At 46.1% G+C, this 17,271-nt stretch carries 11 protein-coding genes and 1 pseudogene; 8 read left to right on the top strand and 4 right to left on the bottom strand.

Annotated features, from left to right (window positions below; genetic code table 11):
- Positions 1 to 77 precede the first annotated feature (77 nt).
- Positions 78 to 293 (bottom strand): annotated as a pseudogene (locus QUA16_RS12660) (reverse transcriptase N-terminal domain-containing protein); the annotation flags it as partial.
- A 650-nt stretch (positions 294 to 943) separates the two neighbouring features.
- Between QUA16_RS12660 and QUA16_RS12665 the strand changes: the two are divergent.
- From QUA16_RS12665 to QUA16_RS12680, 4 genes are all read left to right on the top strand, one after another.
- The gene (locus QUA16_RS12665) at positions 944 to 1,489 is read left to right on the top strand and encodes a gamma carbonic anhydrase family protein (RefSeq protein ID WP_333103747.1); all 546 of its coding nucleotides are present in this window, start codon (positions 944 to 946) and stop codon (positions 1,487 to 1,489) included.
- Positions 1,490 to 1,632: 143 nt separating this feature from the next.
- A complete protein-coding gene (locus tag QUA16_RS12670) occupies positions 1,633 to 2,238 on the top strand; it encodes a Uma2 family endonuclease (RefSeq protein ID WP_333103746.1) in 606 nt (201 codons plus the stop codon).
- Between the two features lie 201 nt (positions 2,239 to 2,439).
- Positions 2,440 to 4,920, top strand: coding sequence for a GH116 family glycosyl hydrolase (locus QUA16_RS12675; protein ID WP_333103745.1), 2,481 nt, complete (start codon positions 2,440 to 2,442; stop codon positions 4,918 to 4,920).
- Between the two features lie 557 nt (positions 4,921 to 5,477).
- On the top strand, positions 5,478 to 6,905 hold the full coding sequence (locus QUA16_RS12680; RefSeq protein ID WP_333103744.1) for a protein adenylyltransferase SelO family protein: 1,428 nt from the start codon (positions 5,478 to 5,480) through the stop codon (positions 6,903 to 6,905).
- Positions 6,906 to 7,055: 150 nt separating this feature from the next.
- Here QUA16_RS12680 and QUA16_RS12685 read toward each other — a convergent pair whose 3' ends face one another.
- Positions 7,056 to 9,245, bottom strand: a complete 2,190-nt coding sequence (locus tag QUA16_RS12685; RefSeq protein WP_445252162.1) for a tetratricopeptide repeat protein — start codon at positions 9,243 to 9,245, stop codon at positions 7,056 to 7,058.
- Positions 9,246 to 9,425: 180 nt separating this feature from the next.
- Positions 9,426 to 11,624, bottom strand: coding sequence for a tetratricopeptide repeat protein (locus QUA16_RS12690; protein ID WP_333103742.1), 2,199 nt, complete (start codon positions 11,622 to 11,624; stop codon positions 9,426 to 9,428).
- Positions 11,625 to 12,133: 509 nt separating this feature from the next.
- Between QUA16_RS12690 and QUA16_RS12695 the strand changes: the two genes are divergently transcribed.
- Complete coding sequence (locus QUA16_RS12695) at positions 12,134 to 12,343, top strand: hypothetical protein (RefSeq protein WP_333103741.1); 210 nt, start codon at positions 12,134 to 12,136, stop codon at positions 12,341 to 12,343.
- 50 nt (positions 12,344 to 12,393) lie between these two features.
- Positions 12,394 to 13,779, top strand: a complete 1,386-nt coding sequence (gene mnmE / locus QUA16_RS12700; protein ID WP_333103740.1) for a tRNA uridine-5-carboxymethylaminomethyl(34) synthesis GTPase MnmE — start codon at positions 12,394 to 12,396, stop codon at positions 13,777 to 13,779.
- A gap of 352 nt (positions 13,780 to 14,131) precedes the next feature.
- Here the strand turns inward: mnmE and QUA16_RS12705 are convergent, their stop codons facing one another.
- Positions 14,132 to 15,670, bottom strand: a complete 1,539-nt coding sequence (locus tag QUA16_RS12705) for a SagB/ThcOx family dehydrogenase (RefSeq protein WP_333103739.1) — start codon at positions 15,668 to 15,670, stop codon at positions 14,132 to 14,134.
- Positions 15,671 to 15,893: 223 nt separating this feature from the next.
- On the opposite strand from QUA16_RS12705, the gene QUA16_RS12710 reads away from it, so the two are divergent.
- Complete coding sequence (locus QUA16_RS12710) at positions 15,894 to 16,415, top strand: pentapeptide repeat-containing protein (protein WP_333103738.1); 522 nt, start codon at positions 15,894 to 15,896, stop codon at positions 16,413 to 16,415.
- A 503-nt stretch (positions 16,416 to 16,918) separates the two neighbouring features.
- Positions 16,919 to 17,251: a hypothetical protein gene (locus QUA16_RS12715; RefSeq protein ID WP_333103737.1), complete on the top strand. Its 333-nt coding sequence runs from the start codon at positions 16,919 to 16,921 to the stop codon at positions 17,249 to 17,251.
- Positions 17,252 to 17,271 lie beyond the last annotated feature (20 nt).

Consider the following 17,271-nt stretch of genomic DNA (forward strand, 5'->3'; position numbering starts at 1 on the left):
GAGAGAGAGTTCTCCGGGAGAGGCGGCTCTCCAGTTATTCAGCGCAGATGCGCCTAATGTACGACTTCACGTCGCACGCCAGTGTTATCTTGTGTTACCCGCCGTACCGCTACCACCTTATTAGACCATGAATTAATCAAGGTCTTTTGAAGTTTACGAACTGCTTTAACGTCGCCACGCTCACTTGCTCGATAGATACGTTTTTGCAACTTGAATGTCAACCTTTCGGCTCTACGCCAATTGATTTTATTCCATTCCACCGTCGGGTTATCCCGCGTTTTAGACTTATTCATTGCTACTGAGTTCCTATCTTTGAAGTTATCATGTGTCTGTCTGCATATCTCTGTCATTACAACAGAGCCTTGGCTTTTGACACAATCCTTCTCTCATATATTATTCGTTAGCTACTTACTGGGTAATCGACCTGTTTCCAGAAATATATGAGAGTTACTTCGTTCCGAATATACATTGTTTGAGCTTTTAGTGTAATGCTCTCCACCGGGTTTCTGGGCAGTGCTTATAGGTCGTACAGGAAAACGCCTATGCCCTATCCTTGCCTTTTGGCTTGGTCTTATTCAGCCCTTAGACCATCTACAATAACGATGGTTCAGACACATTTTTGCTTTCGCTACACATGAACTCTTGCTCGGCAGTTACCAGTTTCGGCTACCAGTAGTCTGCCTTTTATCCCCGCTTTACTTTGTTAGTTGCTACCTAGCAAAATAGGGGATATGCTTTTACCGCTGCACTTGCGGACTAGGACTAGGGACTTGTGAATCCTGCACCTAGATGTATAATCAGTTACACTAACCAGAGGGTTAGGCTAATCGTCCCTGGATATTTCTTTATCCATTTGGATTAAACGAGTCGCACCCAAATACTTTTATTATATCCCGTATCAACAACCAGCTAATCTGCTAGAAGTATAACGATCGACCAACAAATGAGCAATCTCAACGAATCTCTGCCTGCACTTCCTTCCTATTGGCCCTTGCCCGATCTATCCCAAGCGGCTTTTGTCGCTGAAGGCGCTGTTGTTATCGGCAGGGTAGAGGTGGCTGCGGGCGCTAGTATCTGGTACGGGGCGGTGGTGCGGGCGGATATAGAGCGAATTGCAATAGGCTCAAGTACCAATATCCAAGATGGAGCAATTCTGCACGGCGATCCGGGGAAACCGACTGTTTTGGAAGATTTCGTGACAGTCGGACACCGAGCCGTGATTCACTCAGCTTACATTGAACGCGGCTGCCTGATCGGGATTGGGGCGATCGTCCTCGATGGAGTGAGGGTGGGGACAGGCTCGATCGTCGGTGCAGGGGCGGTTGTCACCAAAGACGTTCCCCCTCACACGCTAGTTGCGGGAGTGCCTGCCAAACGCCTGCGGGATGTCTCTGAGGAAGAAGCTGCGGAGTTGGTGGAACACGCTAAGCGTTACGAAAAGTTGGCTCTGGTTCACGCGGGGAAAGGTTCTGATTTGGGATTTGATTAGTTGAGGGAATTTTGAGAATATTTCTTGTCCCACCCCCTACTCCCCTTAATAAGGGGGGCTAGGGGGGATCTCCGGGTTAGTTTTATTTGACAATAATGCTAAAGTACAGTAATTAAAATAAAGCAAAAAACTATTAGTTTCTAATGGCTTACACCGCGCAAAAAGTCCTCACCTTTGAAACATTCCTCGATCGATATTGTGACAACTTCCGCTATGAGCTCGCTGACGGAGAATTAGTTGACATGGAACCCACAGGCCCACACGAAACCGTCAGCGGTAAACTAGCAACTCAAATCGGCATCGCCATGGCAGCCGAAAAACTACCTTGGTTCATTCCCCGCACTTGTTTGATCCGTCCATTCTCAGATGCAGCTACTGCCCGCCGTCCCGATATTGTCGTGTTAGATGAAACCGCTATAGTCAGCGAACCTCTCTGGGAAAGAGAACCTGTGATTACGCTGGGACGATCTATTAAATTGGTGGTAGAAGTCGTCAGCACTAACTGGGAAACAGATTACGCCCGAAAAGTTGAAGAATATGCTATTTTAGGGATTCCCGAATATTGGATAGTTGATTATCGCGGATTAGGGGGTGTGGCTTTTATCGGTAAACCAAAACAACCTACTATCACCGTTTGCCAACTGATTGACCAAGATTACACCCAGCAACAATTTCGCCTTGGTCAACCGATTATTTCTCCTCTGTTAAAGAGCTTGCAACTTCGCCTAGATGATGTTCTACCGCGTTAGGCGATAGACAACAACTTTTAGATTTTTGATGGTAAATTTTAGATGGGAGAAGTGATTAATCTGGTCGCCCTGAACCCAATTGCTTTTGGCCAACAATCAACCGTCAACAATCTTCGGAAAAATCGGTATTTGTTCGAGCGATAAAACTTTAAAATTTACTAAAAAAATTGTAAAGCTCGATCGAGCGCTAAGATTAATCACATGAATAACGATCGCACATCCAATCCAAACATCCCCCCACAGGCCTGGAAACGTCCCATCGGCCTCGGTTGGGAGAATCCCTATACAGTCCGCTACGCAAGCAATCTCGACGACGGCCCCTGGCACGGAATGCCTCTGGGCGGGTTCGGTGCCGGCTGCATCGGGCGATCGTCCCGCGGCGACTTTAACCTCTGGCACATTGACGGCGGCGAGCACATTTTTCGCAGTTTGCCCGCTTGTCAGTTCAGCGTTTTTGAAGAAACTCAAGGCAAGAAACAAGCTTTTGCACTGTCCACTGAACCGCCTACCGATGGCAGTTTATCGAGTTGGAAATGGTATCCAAAAGAAGGAAGTTCGGCAACGGATTATGTAACGGATGTAGCGGATGGAATTCTGAAGGCAGACGGAAGAACAGAAGAGAAGGAAAAATTTCAATCTTCGGGGACTTATTATGCTTTGTATCCGCGCAGTTGGTTTGTTTATGAAAATGTGTTTCAGGCTCAATTAAGCTGCGAGCAATTTTCGCCAATTTTGCCGAACAATTATCAGGAAAGCAGTTACCCAGTAGCCATGTTTGAATGGGTAGCGCACAATCCTACAGATGCGCCGATTACTCTCAGCATCATGCTGACTTGGGAGAATATTGTCGGTTGGTTTACTAATGCCAACAAGTCGCCGAAAGTGATGGTGCGAGATGATGGTAGTCCATTTTATGATTATCAATCCCGGTGGGGAGAAAGTGCCGGGAATTTTAATTTGTTGGTGGAAGATTTTCACCGGATCGGTTGCGTGATGACGCGGTTGACTGCTGAGGAGGAACCGCAAGAGGGGGATGGACAATGGGCGATCGCAACTATTACTAATCCGGCGGTAGAAGTATTCTATCAAACTCGCTGGAACCCGGCGGGGAATGGCGACGATATTTGGCGCAACTTTTCTGCTGAAGGTTTCTTGTTGGATGACAAAGACGAGACAGCCGCAGCAGCAGGAGAACAGTTGGCTTGTGCGATCGCAGTTCGTTTTACTATTCGACCGGGAAAAACCCGCAAAATCCCCTTTATTATAGCTTGGGATTTGCCCGTTACTGAGTTTGCATCGGGAGTTTGGTACTACCGCCGCTATACGGATTTCTTCGGCCGCAATGGCAAAAATGCTTGGCCGATTATTCGCACTGCAATGAAGCATTCGGATACTTGGCGCGAAAATATTGAAGCTTGGCAAAAACCGATTTTAGAACGGAAAGATTTGTCAGACAGTTTTAAAATGGCTTTGTTTAACGAGTTATACGCCCTGACTGACGGCGGTACTCTTTGGAGTGCGGCTGACGAACGCGATCCGAAGGGTCAATTTGCGGTTTTGGAGTGCATTGATTACCGCTGGTACGAAAGTTTGGACGTGCGGCTTTACGGTTCTTTTGCTTTGTTGATGCTGTGGCCGGATTTGGAAAAGTCGGTGGTTTTAGCGTTTGCTAGGGCGATTTCTGCAGGAGACGATACGCCGAGAATTATTGGGTGGAATCAAGCTTCGGCTATTAGAAAAGCTGTCGGTGCGACACCACACGATTTGGGTGCTCCTAACGAACATCCTTGGGAGAAAACGAATTATACTAGCTATCAAGATTGCAATTTGTGGAAGGATTTGCCTTGCGATTTTGTGTTGCAGGTTTATCGGGATTTCCTGTTGACTGGCGGCACAGATTGTGAGTTTCTGCAAGAGTGTTGGCCGGCAATTGTTGAGGCTTTGGCTTATCTGAAAACTTTTGATGAGGATGGGGACGGAATTCCTGAGAATTCGGGAGCACCGGATCAGACGTTTGATGACTGGCAAATGCGAGGAATAAGTGCCTATTGCGGGGGTTTGTGGTTGGCGGCGCTGGAGGCTGCGATCGCGATCGGCGAAATTTTAGAAGATGCAGCACCGGAGATAATTCCTAACCCTCAAGCAAAGATAGCATTATATCACAGTTGGCTGCTACAAGCAAGACCGAGCTATCAAGAAAAACTGTGGAACGGTCAATATTACCGTTTGGACAGCGAGAGTAATTCCGAAGTGGTGATGGCCGACCAACTGTGCGGTCAATTTTACGCGAAACTGTTAGGATTACCGGATATTGTGCCGCCAGAATGTGCCGTCAGTGCTTTAGAAACTGTGTACGATTCTTGCTTTTTGAAGTTCAATGAGGGGGAGTTCGGTGCGGCGAATGGGGTGATGCTGAATGGTTCGCCGGAAAATCCCAATGCAACTCATCCTTTGGAAGTTTGGACGGGGATTAATTTTGGGTTGGCGGCTTTTTTGGTACAGATGGGAATGGAGGAGAAAGCATTTAAATTGACGGATGCGGTGGTGAAGCAGATTTATGAAAATGGGTTGCAGTTTCGGACGCCGGAAGCGATTACGGCGGGGGGGACTTTTCGGGCGAGTCACTATTTGCGGGCGATGGCGATTTGGGCGATTTACGGGGTGTTGACCAATTTTAAATAGGGGAAAAGGTATATAGCAATCCTTGTAGGAGTTGTAATTTTTTTGACCCCACCCCAACCCTCCCCGAACCTGCGGGGAGGGAGTAAGAAATTCACAAATGATTTAGATTACTATATTAGCTGGTGAATCCCACTTAACTTTAAAAAATTTAAGACTTCATATCATGTCCCGTCGATTACCCGAAATGAGGTAGGGGCGGGTTCACCAACAACATCGGTCAATAATTGACAATCTCAAAAACCCGCCCGGCCGGGATATTATGGTCAATCGGATATGAGATCAACTCCATTTTTAGCAAGAAAAACGGTTAATTCAACTCGCACTAAAATTAACAGTAAAAATTTTTAGCCTTCGAGGAAGAAACTAATGTTTCATGCTCAAACTTTAGCTATGCTAAAATTTTAAAATGAAACAACCCTGCTGGGATGCGAGGGGTATCGAACTCGTCTATAAACGAGGGAGACAAAGGGTATGAGGCAATTGTTGACACCAATACAGTGGGCACCTTACCCGTATATAATTTGGAGTGATAGCCAATTTCAAGATAAAATAGAAAAATGTCAAATCCCTTACTTTCCCTCAACTACGAACCAGCCCTCGAATCCCTCGGCGGCGACTATTTTGATGAAGTCCCTGCGGCCGATTTTCCGCAGCATATTCTGCGCTTCCGCAACGACAAATTATTGCCGATATTGGGTTTAGGCCCCGCACAAGTAACCGACCAACATTTTATTGAAGCGTTCGGCGAATTTCACTGCGTCCGCCCTTTTTTGGCACTTCGCTATCACGGCTATCAATTCAACACATATAACCCCAATTTAGGCGACGGTAGAGGCTTCTTATACGGCCAAGTTCGCGGGACTGACGGCAGACTTTACGACTTCGGTACTAAAGGTTCCGGCCGCACTCCCTACTCGCGGGGCGGTGACGGTAGACTCACTCTCAAAGGGGGAGTTCGCGAAGTTTTAGCTGCGGAAGCTTTGCAGCGATTGGGAGTTCGGACATCTCGCTGTTTTAGTTTAGTTGAAACTGGGGATGCTTTGTGGCGGGGGGACGAACCATCTCCGACGCGATCGTCCGTAATGGTGCGTTTCAGTCTTTCTCACATCCGGTTTGGAACTTTTGAAAGATTGTACTATATCCGCCGCCCGGATTTAACTAAAAAACTTTTAGATTTTGTTATTGAATATTACTACCCAGAACTGCATTTAGAAGCAACCAATGCGGGTATTTCGCCGCAGGAAAAGTACGCCCTGTTTTATGCAGATTTAGTCAAGCGAGTAGCTGAATTAGTCGCTCAGTGGATGGCGGCAGGATTTTGCCACGCTGTGCTGAATACTGATAATATGTCGATTACTGGAGAAAGTTTCGATTACGGGCCTTTCGCTTTTATCCCAACTTACAAGCCGGAATTTACAGCAGCTTATTTCGACCATTACGGTCTGTATTGTTACGGCAATCAACCGTTGATTTGTAGGGACAATTTAGAGAAGCTTCAGCAACCGCTATCAGCGGCGATTCCTCAAGCTGATATGGATGCGGGTTTGGCCAAGTTTGGCGATTATTATAATGCAGCTTATCGGCAGTTGATGCTCAATAGATTGGGATTTGAGGATTTGCCAGAGGCGGAGGGAGATGAGTTGTTGAAGGTGACAATTAAAATGCTGGCGGAGTCTCAAGTAGCCTATCACGATTTCTTTTTTGAACTGCGAAGACAGTTCTCTCGCACTTGGCGAGATGATGCTAGTCTAATTTTTGCTGAGGCGGAACCGGCTGACTTGATAGCACCTTGGCGACAGTTCTATTATCACATTTTGCAAAGTTTGTCGGCGGATGATATGGACAAAATGGCGGACTGTTTGCTGCGGCACAATCCCGAACAATCGCTGTTGAGACCGACAATTGAGGCTGTTTGGGAAGCCATAGCTATTGAGGATAATTGGGAACCGTTTTATGAATTGGTGAAGAGACTTCAAAATTCTTAAAGGGAATTGGGGATGGGGCATTGTTGACTGTTGACTGTTGACTGTTGACTGTTGACTGTTGACTGTTGACTGTTGACTGTTAACTGATGACTGATGACTAACAACTAACAACTAGCAACTGACAACTAGCAACTGACAACTGACAACTGACTACTTCAGCTTTTCGATCTCAAATTGTGCATCTTTGTAACCGCCAGTAAGTCCTTGATCGAGAAACATTTTGCCGGCTTTTTCTAAATCGCTAATTGCTCCTGCTTTGTCTCCCAAGGAGCGACGAACCATGCCTCTACCGTAGTAAGCAGCAGCATAATTCGGGCTGATCCGAATAGCTTGCACGTAATCTGCGATCGCACTATTGTAATTCTTTAACTCCTGGTAAATCTTAGCCCGATTGGCGTAAGCTTCCGCATTGTTGGGATTGAACCCGATTGCTGCTGTAAAATCTGCGATCGCCCCCTGCGCGTCACCCCCCGCGCTGCGAGCTAAACCACGATTGTTAAAAGCATTAAAATCATTCGGATTCACTGTCAGCGCTTGAGTGCAATCGGCAATTGCTTTCGGATAATCCTTCAAATTTAAATAAGCAATGCAGCGATTGTTGTAAGGAACCCCATCCTCCTCGCTCAGCGAAATTGCCTGAGTGCAATCGTCAATTGCCGCTTGATGCGCTCCCAAATTCAACTGCGTGCTGCAACGATTAGCGTAAGCATCTCCACTCTTGGGATCGATCGCAATTACCTGAGAATAATCCGCCAGAGCTCCCTGATAATCTCCTAGGTGAAAGCGAGCTCTCCCCCGACTGTAAAAAGCATCAACATTCTTAGCATCAAGTTTAATTGCCTCAGTATAATCTCCAATCGCCCCCTGCAAATCTGCGCTCCCAGCGCGAGCCAACCCCCGCGAATGATAAGCTTTATCAAGGTTCGGCTGCAACCGAATTACTTCGGTAAAATCCTGAATAGCGGCATTGTAATCTTGCATTTCTAAATAAGCAACTCCTCTTTCATAATATGTATCAGCATCCCTGGGCTGGAGATTCAAAGCTTGAGTGTAATCCTCAATCGCCCCGCGCTTGTCGTTAAAATCGTGACGGGCTAGCCCGCGGTTAAAATAAGCCTGAACATATTTAGGATTGAGGGCGATCGCCTGAGAATAATCCGCAATTGCTTCTTGATACTTTTTTAAATCATAATTAGCATTACCGCGCTGGTAAAAACTCTCAGCCTTTTTAGGATTCAATTGAATTGACTTATTAAAAGCCTGCAAAGCTGCCGCCGCATCTTGATTGCGAGACTTTTCCACTCCCTGTTCGTAATATTCCTTAGCTTTAATCGGATTCGGGCGGCTCCAATAACTAAACAGAAATATCAGAACTATCGCCGCCCCGACGCCCGCCAAAATCATCAACCAAAATCGACTTCCCAAACGTGACGAAAAACTATCCGAAGACAGTAACCTCGGAGAAATACTTTTCTTTTGAGCCGTATTCACAGGCTCTTGGCGGTGTCTCAACTTGCGGAGAGCTACCAAAACTTCTTCAGCAGATTGATAGCGCTTGGCAAATTGGTGACAGACCATTTTGTCAATTATATTGGCTAATCCCACAGAACATTGAGATCGGTTTCGCCACACAATTTCCCCCGTGTGAGAAGGACTCGGATCTTGCAATTTGGGCAAATCCGTACCGGGTAAACCAGTGATAGCTTGGACTGCCATCATCCCGACTGCATAAAGGTCACTGCTAAATTGCGGGTTTCCTTGAAATTGTTCGATCGGCATATAAGCCGGAGTTCCAGTAGCAATGGTGCGCGGAAATTCTGTATCGTACTCGCTGACGTGACTCGCAACTTCTTTAACCGAACCGAAGTCAATTAAAACTAATTTGCCGTCTGGTTTGCGGCGGATTAAGTTGGAGGGATTAACATCGCGGTGAATCACTCCCTGAGAGTGTACGAAGGCGAGAAGTTGTAACACTTCTTCCAACAGATCCAGCACTCGTTCTTCCCGCCAAGGTTGACCGGCGACAATTTCCCTATTTAGGGCGTGTCCGGGTACAAATTCTTCGACGAGGTAGAATTGATTTGCTTCTTCAAAATAAGCGAGTAAAAAGGGAATTTGATCGTGCTTTCCCAGCTTTTCTAATATTTCTGCTTCTTGTTTAAATAAGCGGTAAGCTGTTTTGAGAACTGTGGAAGTGTTGCTGGGAGGCCGCAGTTGTTTGACTACACATTGAGGGTGGCCAGGGCGGCGAGTATCGACAGCTAAATAAGTTTGTCCAAAAGCTCCTGAACTGAGAATTTGCACTACCCGATAACGCCTGTCTAAAAGTTGACCAACCATGTTCATATCTATAAGTGAGAATTGGTAACGGGGAGGTGGTAATTTGGAATTGGTAACGGGGAGTTGGTAACGGGAAGTGGGTAATTTGGAATTGGTAATTGGGTCTTCTTCTTTCTTCCTTCTTCCTTCTGCCTTCTGCCTTTTTTCTTCTTTTTTTAACATCTGAATCGTGATAATAGTTTACTTAGGGTCGTTGATTTGTGCTTGTGCGTTTTGGAAACCATCGGCTCTTCCTTGTTCGAGAAAGAGGGTGGCAGCTTTCTGAAAATCTTCGATCGCCCCAGCACGGTCTTTGAGTTGGCGGCGGACGAGGCCTCGGCTGTAAAAAGCGCTAGCATTGTTGGGGTTGAGCCGCAGCGAGTGAGCGAAATCCTCAACTGCTAAAGGGTAATTTTTTAGTTCTGAGTAAATAGTACCGCGATTGCTGTAAGCTACTGCATCGCTGGGATTGAGTCGAATTGCTTGAGTAAAATCTTCTAAAGCTCCCTGCTTGTCTCCCGAAGCCGATCGAGCTAATCCTCGATTGCTGTAGGCTTTGGGATTGTTGCCGTTGAGTCCGATCGTCAAACTGCAATCTTCGCTGGCCTTTTGAAATTGTTTTAAATTCAGATAAGCAATGCAGCGGTTGTTGTAAGCTGCTTCATCTTTTGGAGCGAGGCGAATTCCTTCGGTGCAATCTGCAATCGCTTTGTCGTAGGTGGCCAAATTCAAGTAAGCGCTGCACCGATTGGTATAGGCATCAGCGAGATCTGGTTGCAATTCGATCGCCTTAGTATAATCTTCCATCGCTCCTTGATAATCTGCCAGATTAAATCTCGCTCGACCACGACTGTAGTATACGCCAGCTTGTTTGGGGCTAATTTGAAGGGCTTGAGTAAAATCTGCCATTGCTCCTGTTTTGTCGCCCGCAGCCGATCGAGCTAAACCCCGATTGCTGTAAGCTGTAGCATCGTTGGGAGTGAGCCGAATTGCTTGAGTGTAGTCTTCAATTGCCGTGCGGTAGTCGCCCAAATCGTAGTAGGCTAAACCCCGCTGAGAGTATGCCTCACCGTCGCTGGGATTGAGTCGCACTACTTGGGTGAAATCTTCCACGGCCCCCCGCTTGTCCCCGGTGTCGAGGCGGGCCATACCTCGATTGTAGAGAGCTTTGGTGTGGCTAGGATTGACTTTAATTGCTTGCGTGTAATCCTGTATTGCTTGCTCGGTTGCGCCCATGTCGTAGCGAGCGTTTGCCCGCTTGTAATAAGTTTCCGCATCGCTGGCATTCAGGGCGATCGCTTGAGTATAATCGGCGATCGCGCCTGTTTTGTCCCCTTGCTGCGCCTTGGCCACGCCGCGGGCTAACAATTCTTTTGACCTCGCCGGAGTTTGACTCTGCCAAAAGTAAATTATCACTGCCGTCAAGATTAAAGCTGCCGCTGTTGCAGCCAACAGCAGGAGTTTGGTTTGGCTTTGTCTTCGCGGTTGACTCATAGCGTCCGTAATGATTGTGGCTGGCGGCGGCTCAACCTCCAATTTTACGGCGATTTGTTTGAGGTCTGCTAAAACTTCGGCGGCCTCCTGATAGCGTTCCTCGCAGTCAGGGCGCACCATTCGATCGATAATATCTGCTAGGGCTGCCGAACAAGTTGCCCGGTTTCGCCAGGGAATTTCGCTTTTGTTGTTTTTTAAGGCACTCAGTTCGTTGGGTGAGAGTCCTGTGACGGCAAGCTGGGCGATTGTACCTAGAGCGTAGATGTCGCTATTGTAACGGGGGTGGCCGCTCAATTGCTCGATCGGCACGTATAAATCCTGAGCCGCCAAATCCTGTTTTTTTGCCTCATGCCGTTTAACAGAGTTCGGGGAAGTTTGCGACAACAAATGACAGTTAGCAAATTCCGGGTTAATTTCTTTGTCTAAGCTAAAGTCTACCAATACAAATTTGCCGTCTGACTCGCGCCGGATCGCTCTGTCGGGTTGAATTCTGCGGTGAATGAAACCTTTCTCGTGTATGAACACCAAAATTTCTAATATTTCTGATAGGAGACCAATTACTTGGTCTTCATCCCAAGGTTGACCGGGTATTAGTTCTTGACTTAAAGGTGAGCCGGTAATAAATTCTTCAATTAAGTATAAACTTTGATTTTCCTCAAAATACGCCAATAATTCGGGAATTTTGTCATGTTTTCCCAATTTTTCAATTATTTCTGCGTTTCTTTGAAATATAACTTTGACTAATTCTGGAGTTTGCGAACTTGTGCCGGGGAGTCGCATTTCTCTAACCGTGCATTGCGGATACCCGGGACGGTGAGTATCTGCTGCTAGATAAGTTTTTCCCACCTCACTTGAGTCTGTGACTTTAATGATGCGGTAACGTCTGTCTAGAAGTTGACCAATCATGCTTTGCCCTCTACCCTGTCAATCGATTTTAGATTTTAGATTTTAGATTAAAGAATTGAACCATTGACCCCACAGATAAATTCGGGGGGCAAGTTTCATCGGATACAGGTTTTTTCTTTCTCCACGGATGAATCCGGGGGCTTGTATCCTGGATGCTTTCGGTCAATTTTCCATTATCGCATGAAATCAGAATAGCCAAAATATGTGGCTGAGTAATTTAAGTTCGATCGATCCGTGACTCCTACCCAAAAACGGATAGTTGCTTTCCGACTGGAGTCGTGAGACGCCCAAAATTTTAGACTCTTGTTCAAGTTCCCAGATTGAGCTGTGGAGTCAATCTAAAATCTAAAATCTAAAATCGACTGACTGGCAAAACGGGCGATCGGATTGGCTCGCCAAGTCCATCGCTGTTGCCACGCTCTTCTAATATTTTAGAAAAAAAATGCTGAAATTGTTTATCCTGTCAATGAGATATGTATAATTTAACAACCAAGCCGGAGGTCAGTCAAATGAAAGTACAAGTGGTTGAATCCCTAATTCAAGTTATCTGGTCTCTCGGAGCCGACGCACAATTAGCGATTCTAGGTAAAATATTACCAAATATCTCCTACGCTTCGAGCCGGAAACTGGTGCATTTTGCCCTAAAGGGCGACTATTTTAATTTTTTGAATGACGAACTAGAGATTTATACTCTCAAATACCGAGAAGCAATTGCCTGATACTCAAAAACAGGAGATTGAGAGAACTTTTGAATGTGTGAACAATAAAAATGTCTGAATCATTAACAAAAGGAGGCACGATCGCAGCGATCGCCACTGCCATAGTTCCCCAACAAGGCAGCGTCGGCATTGTGCGAGTTTCCGGTTCCGCCGCCTTAAAAATTGCCGAAACTCTGTTTCGCGCCCCAGGACGGCAAATATGGGAGTCTCACCGCATTCTTTACGGTCACATCCGCCGCCCCAAAACTCAAGAATTAGTCGATGAAGCTTTGCTGCTAATCATGAAAGCGCCGCGTTCTTTTACTCGCGAAGATGTGGTGGAATTTCACTGTCACGGCGGCATTATGGCTGTGCAGCAAGTCTTGCAGTTGTGTTTGGAACATGGGGCGAGATTGGCGCAGCCGGGAGAGTTTTCGCTGCGGGCTTTTTTGAACGGGAGGCTCGATTTAACTCAAGCTGAAAGTATTGCAGATTTGGTGGGAGCAAAATCGCCCGCTGCTGCACAAAGTGCTTTGGCCAGTTTGCAGGGAAAATTAGCGCAGCCAATTCGCAAATTGAGAACAACTTGTTTGGACGTGCTGGCAGAAATTGAGGCGAGAATTGATTTTGAGGAAGATTTGCCGCCTTTAGATGAAGCTAAAACTTCTTTGGAAATAAATCATGTTTTGGAGGAATTGTCAACAATTTTGGCAACCGCAGATCGTGGAGAATTGTTGAGAACCGGTTTGAAAGTAGCGATTGTTGGGCGGCCGAATGTGGGAAAATCGAGTTTGTTGAATGCGTGGAGTAAGAGCGATCGGGCGATCGTCACGGATTTGCCCGGTACGACGCGGGATGTGGTAGAATCGCAGCTAGTTGTCGGCGGCATTCCGGTGCAGGTGCTCGATACTGCGGGCATTCGAGAAACCGAAGACAAGGTAGAAAAAATTGGCGTTGAGCGATCGCGCGCAGCAGCAAAACAAGCCGATTTAGTGTTGTTGACAATTGACGCGGAATCTGGTTGGACAGAGGAAGATTCGGAAATTTACGAACAAGTAAAGCACCGCCAGCTAATTATAATTATCAACAAAATCGACTTAGTAAAAACCATACCCAAATTACCTTTTTCCCCTGAAAGTCACCGCATAGTTACCGCAGCCGCCGCCCTCGATCGAGGCATAGAATACTTAGAAACAGCAATTTTAGATGCCGTCACCGGGGGAAATTTGCAAGCAGCCAACTCAGACTTAGCAATCAACCAGCGGCAAGCAGCGGCGTTAACCAGAGCTAAAATTTCTCTGGAACAGTGCACGGATACTATGAGCAACAAATTGCCTTTAGATTTTTGGACAATAGATTTGCGCGGTGCAATTCAAGCATTGGGGGAAGTTACGGGCGAAGAAGTGACCGAATCAGTGCTAGACAGAATATTTAGCAGGTTTTGCATTGGGAAATAGTAAGAGAAAAAGAGTAAATTAAATAGGTAAGCTGTCTCGCATTTAAGTTGTATTTTTAGGGCGGGCGGGACGCCCACTCCACAAGAATTTCAGTCTTTGTAGAACCCCGAATTTCACTCTTTGTGGAACAGGCATCTTGCCTGTTCTGTTGTATTTTTAGGGCGGGCGGGACGCCCACTCCACAAGAATTTCACTCTTTGTGGAACACCGAATTTCACTGTTTGTGGAACAGGCATCTTGCCTGTTCTTGAGAAGGGTGTAAGATGTTAATTTCATCAAACTTGACTGTAAAATTTAGATGCGCCTGGGATCAATGAAGCAATACTACTGACAAATAAAAACTACGTCATTCTTACGATCGAGGTCTTCCGAGACTTGTAATATAAAGCACAGCCTCACCCGCAGGAATACCGAGAACGTCATTGACACGATCGTCAAAAAAGCCCCCGATACCGCTGACACCCAAACGCAGTTGCATAGCTGCTAAATTCAACCGCTGGCCCAAATGACCCGCGTCCATGTGCAAATAGCGGTAAACTCGATCGCCATATTTTGCTACAGCCCTGTTCAAATCCGCCGTGTGAAACAACAGCGCCCCCGCATCTCTGCCCAAGTCTTGCCCCAAACACAAAAAATGCAGTTCCCTGCGGAAATTTTTAAACCGAATTTGCCGCAATTCTTGAGCTTTCGGAGCGTAATAGTAACAGCCTTCTTCTAACCCATGCACTCCCGAAACAGCAATAAAAGTCTCGATCAAGCTTAGATCGAAATAGTCTGGATAACCGTCTAATCCTTGGTCGATATAGTGCTGGGGCTGGTAAGTAAAATCGAGCATAGCTAGCAGTTCGCCCAAGCTCAAAGAAGCACCTGTATAAGCACGGGTAGAACGCCTTTTGAGCATAGTGTTTTCTAAAGTTTCCAGGTTCACTCCCCAAGGAATCGAAGGAGTGACCGTCGAAACTTTAGTACAAAATGGAAAGTTGTATTTATCCTCTAATTCCCCTTCACTTTCATCCAGTTTCCAGCCGTCAGATCCGGTAGGGTCTGATTCTAAATGCGTGGCTTTGTGGAGGTATTTTAACAGTTGACCTTCGGAAATTTTCGGGTAATCTGTGGTGGTTTTTCCGGGCAAAGCTGTTTTAAATTTAGGCAAGTTTTGGTCAATATCTAGCAAGTCGGCTAAAGCAACTACACAAATAGCTCCTTCTTGCTCCGAGTCGATGTAGAGTAATTCATTGACCGCTTCGTCGGCGAATCCTCCAATCAGGTGAGGTCGGTAATCGTTGACGGCGCAAGCTAACTCGATATTACTCAATAAATGGCCAGTGTCTAGAAAAATTCGCCGATAAGCTCGGTCTTCGTAACGCCAAGAAGAACGGAAAAAAATAGTGGTAATGGCGATCGCCAATTGGGTATTTTCTAGCGCTGGCGACTGGAAACAAGCTGCTTGCAATGTCGGCCAAACTTGACTGTCCCAAAAATGAACAAGTGAATGAGTTCTGCACTGATAATTGTAGAGTCCGGCCGGCAACTGGGCAGTGCCACGGGAGATTAAATAAACCTCTGCTGGGTATAGTCCACCCGCCGACGGTGCAGATCGCAAATACAGGTAGCTGTCGTCTACCGTCTGCACTTTCGCCGTCAACCCGTAGCTGCACAGCAACAAGCTAGATAACCGATGCCACCAAGCGGCATCGGGATCGGCATCGGCATCCTCGGAGGGGTCTTTTAGATAAGGCTTGAGGTCAAAATACGCTCCAATTTTATATTCTTTGAAAGGCACAGGTTGCTCTGTCCAATCTAGCTGTTTACTTTTAGCAGCAATGGTTTCAGGGTCGTATTTTGTCCGTTCGTGGTAGTGCTGAGCAATGGAGAGAGGATGTTCTGGCATATTTCAGTAGAGGATTGACTTTGGTTTCTCGATCTTGACATTACTAACCGCTTACTGGTTGAGCAAGGCAGAATTTTACAAATATAAAAAAAATCTTAGAAAAAATGCGACTGTTGTTACACAAGCTTAACATAATAAGAGACATAAGTATAAATACGCAAAAAAATCACCATTGATTACTGTTATGGATTGGCTGCAGTAGCTGTCGTCATGAGGAATGAAAATGCAAAAGCTAAGCGGTGAGGAATTGCTTGCTCAGTATGCTGAGGGCCAGCGAAACTTTAACGCCGTTGACTTAAGTGAACATAACTTGTTTCAAGCAGATTTGACAGAAATAAATCTTTCTGGTAGCGTTCTGAGGCGAGCTTATTTGCCCTACGGAAATTTGACTCAAGCCAATCTTTATAAAACTGATTTGCAAGATGCTGAATTGGGCGACATTCAACTTTATCAAGCTAACTTGTCGGAAGCAACTTTATCAAGAGCAAACTTATCAAGAGCAAATTTGCGTCACGCCAATTTGCAAGGTGCTAATTTGCAGAAAGCCAATTTGCAAGGTGCGGATTTGTACAATGCCGATTTGACGAATGCCGATTTGAGATATGCGGATTTGAGCCGAGCTAATTTGGAGAAAGCAAAGTTAAGCAAAGCTCAATTAGGGGGCTGCAACTTATTTCGATCGCGCTTGGTTGATTTGTCGGAAGCGGAGTGCGATCGCACTACTATCGGGCCCGAAGGCTATTGATGATTTGCAGTGGCTAGCCTAGGGCGTAGGGCGATCGGCTTAATTAGTCGTGAAGCGTAGCTAGAGCAATCCTAAATGATTCAGATAAATTTGTAGGGGTAGTGCTAAGAGTGCCTACCACCTATCTATCGGGCAACCTGGCGTGGGATTGCCCCTACAATAATTATGCAAATGATGCGAGGATTGCTATATCCCGTAGGGAATCGCCCTTTTTACAATTTCTTAACATTTCTCGACATGGGGGAAAATGTGAGTTACAGTCGTAGAGAACTTATACCAATTTTTTATGAGGCCCCGTAGAATCTGATCCCCCCTAACCCCCCTTAATAAGGGGGGGACAAGATTCTTCTCAAAGTCAACCCATACTCCCCAACGATCAGGGGGAGTAGGGGGTATGCGAGGGGGGATCGAGATATGTGAAACTTCACATTAAATTGGTATTATCGCTCCGCAACAGTGACAATAAATAACACATTTGTCCAGCGAAAAACAGGCTAAAATTTATGAATTCTCCTGACAACAAATCCAGAGAACTCCGGCGCAGAGAACAAGAACTGCGGAAGCGAGAACAAGAAATTCGGCTCCGCGAACTAGAAGCCGAAATCGACCGCTCAGTGCCCGAACATCTAACAAGCAAGTACCAAGAACCAGACAGCCAAGTTAACGGCAAACTCAAACAGTGGCGCCGAAAAATTATAGCAGCCGCTCAATTTACAGGCATTGTCATTGCTGTTATCGTTGCAGTTCGCATAGCATCTTGGCTGGCAGCCGCGCTGATAGTGGGAGGCATTGCTTGGATCGCTTACAAAATGTTTATTGAAGAAGACAAAATTTAAAAAGCTCAAGCAGGAAACTC

It is taken from the genome of Microcoleus sp. S13_C3, from assembly GCF_036700905.1.
Classification (GTDB): Bacteria; Cyanobacteriota; Cyanobacteriia; order Cyanobacteriales; family Microcoleaceae; genus Microcoleus.

Excerpts from the sequence above, each read along its gene's own strand:
- QUA16_RS12665 (WP_333103747.1), top strand. The coding sequence starts at position 944 with ATGAGCAATCTCAACGAATCTCTGCCTGCACTTCCTTCCTATTGGCCC.
- QUA16_RS12670 (WP_333103746.1), top strand. The coding sequence starts at position 1,633 with ATGGCTTACACCGCGCAAAAAGTCCTCACCTTTGAAACATTCCTCGAT.
- QUA16_RS12675 (WP_333103745.1), top strand. The coding sequence starts at position 2,440 with ATGAATAACGATCGCACATCCAATCCAAACATCCCCCCACAGGCCTGG.
- QUA16_RS12680 (WP_333103744.1), top strand. The coding sequence starts at position 5,478 with ATGTCAAATCCCTTACTTTCCCTCAACTACGAACCAGCCCTCGAATCC.
- QUA16_RS12685 (WP_445252162.1), bottom strand. The coding sequence starts at position 9,245 with ATGGTTGGTCAACTTTTAGACAGGCGTTATCGGGTAGTGCAAATTCTC.
- QUA16_RS12690 (WP_333103742.1), bottom strand. The coding sequence starts at position 11,624 with ATGATTGGTCAACTTCTAGACAGACGTTACCGCATCATTAAAGTCACA.
- QUA16_RS12695 (WP_333103741.1), top strand. The coding sequence starts at position 12,134 with ATGAAAGTACAAGTGGTTGAATCCCTAATTCAAGTTATCTGGTCTCTC.
- mnmE (WP_333103740.1), top strand. The coding sequence starts at position 12,394 with ATGTCTGAATCATTAACAAAAGGAGGCACGATCGCAGCGATCGCCACT.
- QUA16_RS12705 (WP_333103739.1), bottom strand. The coding sequence starts at position 15,670 with ATGCCAGAACATCCTCTCTCCATTGCTCAGCACTACCACGAACGGACA.
- QUA16_RS12710 (WP_333103738.1), top strand. The coding sequence starts at position 15,894 with ATGCAAAAGCTAAGCGGTGAGGAATTGCTTGCTCAGTATGCTGAGGGC.
- QUA16_RS12715 (WP_333103737.1), top strand. The coding sequence starts at position 16,919 with ATGAATTCTCCTGACAACAAATCCAGAGAACTCCGGCGCAGAGAACAA.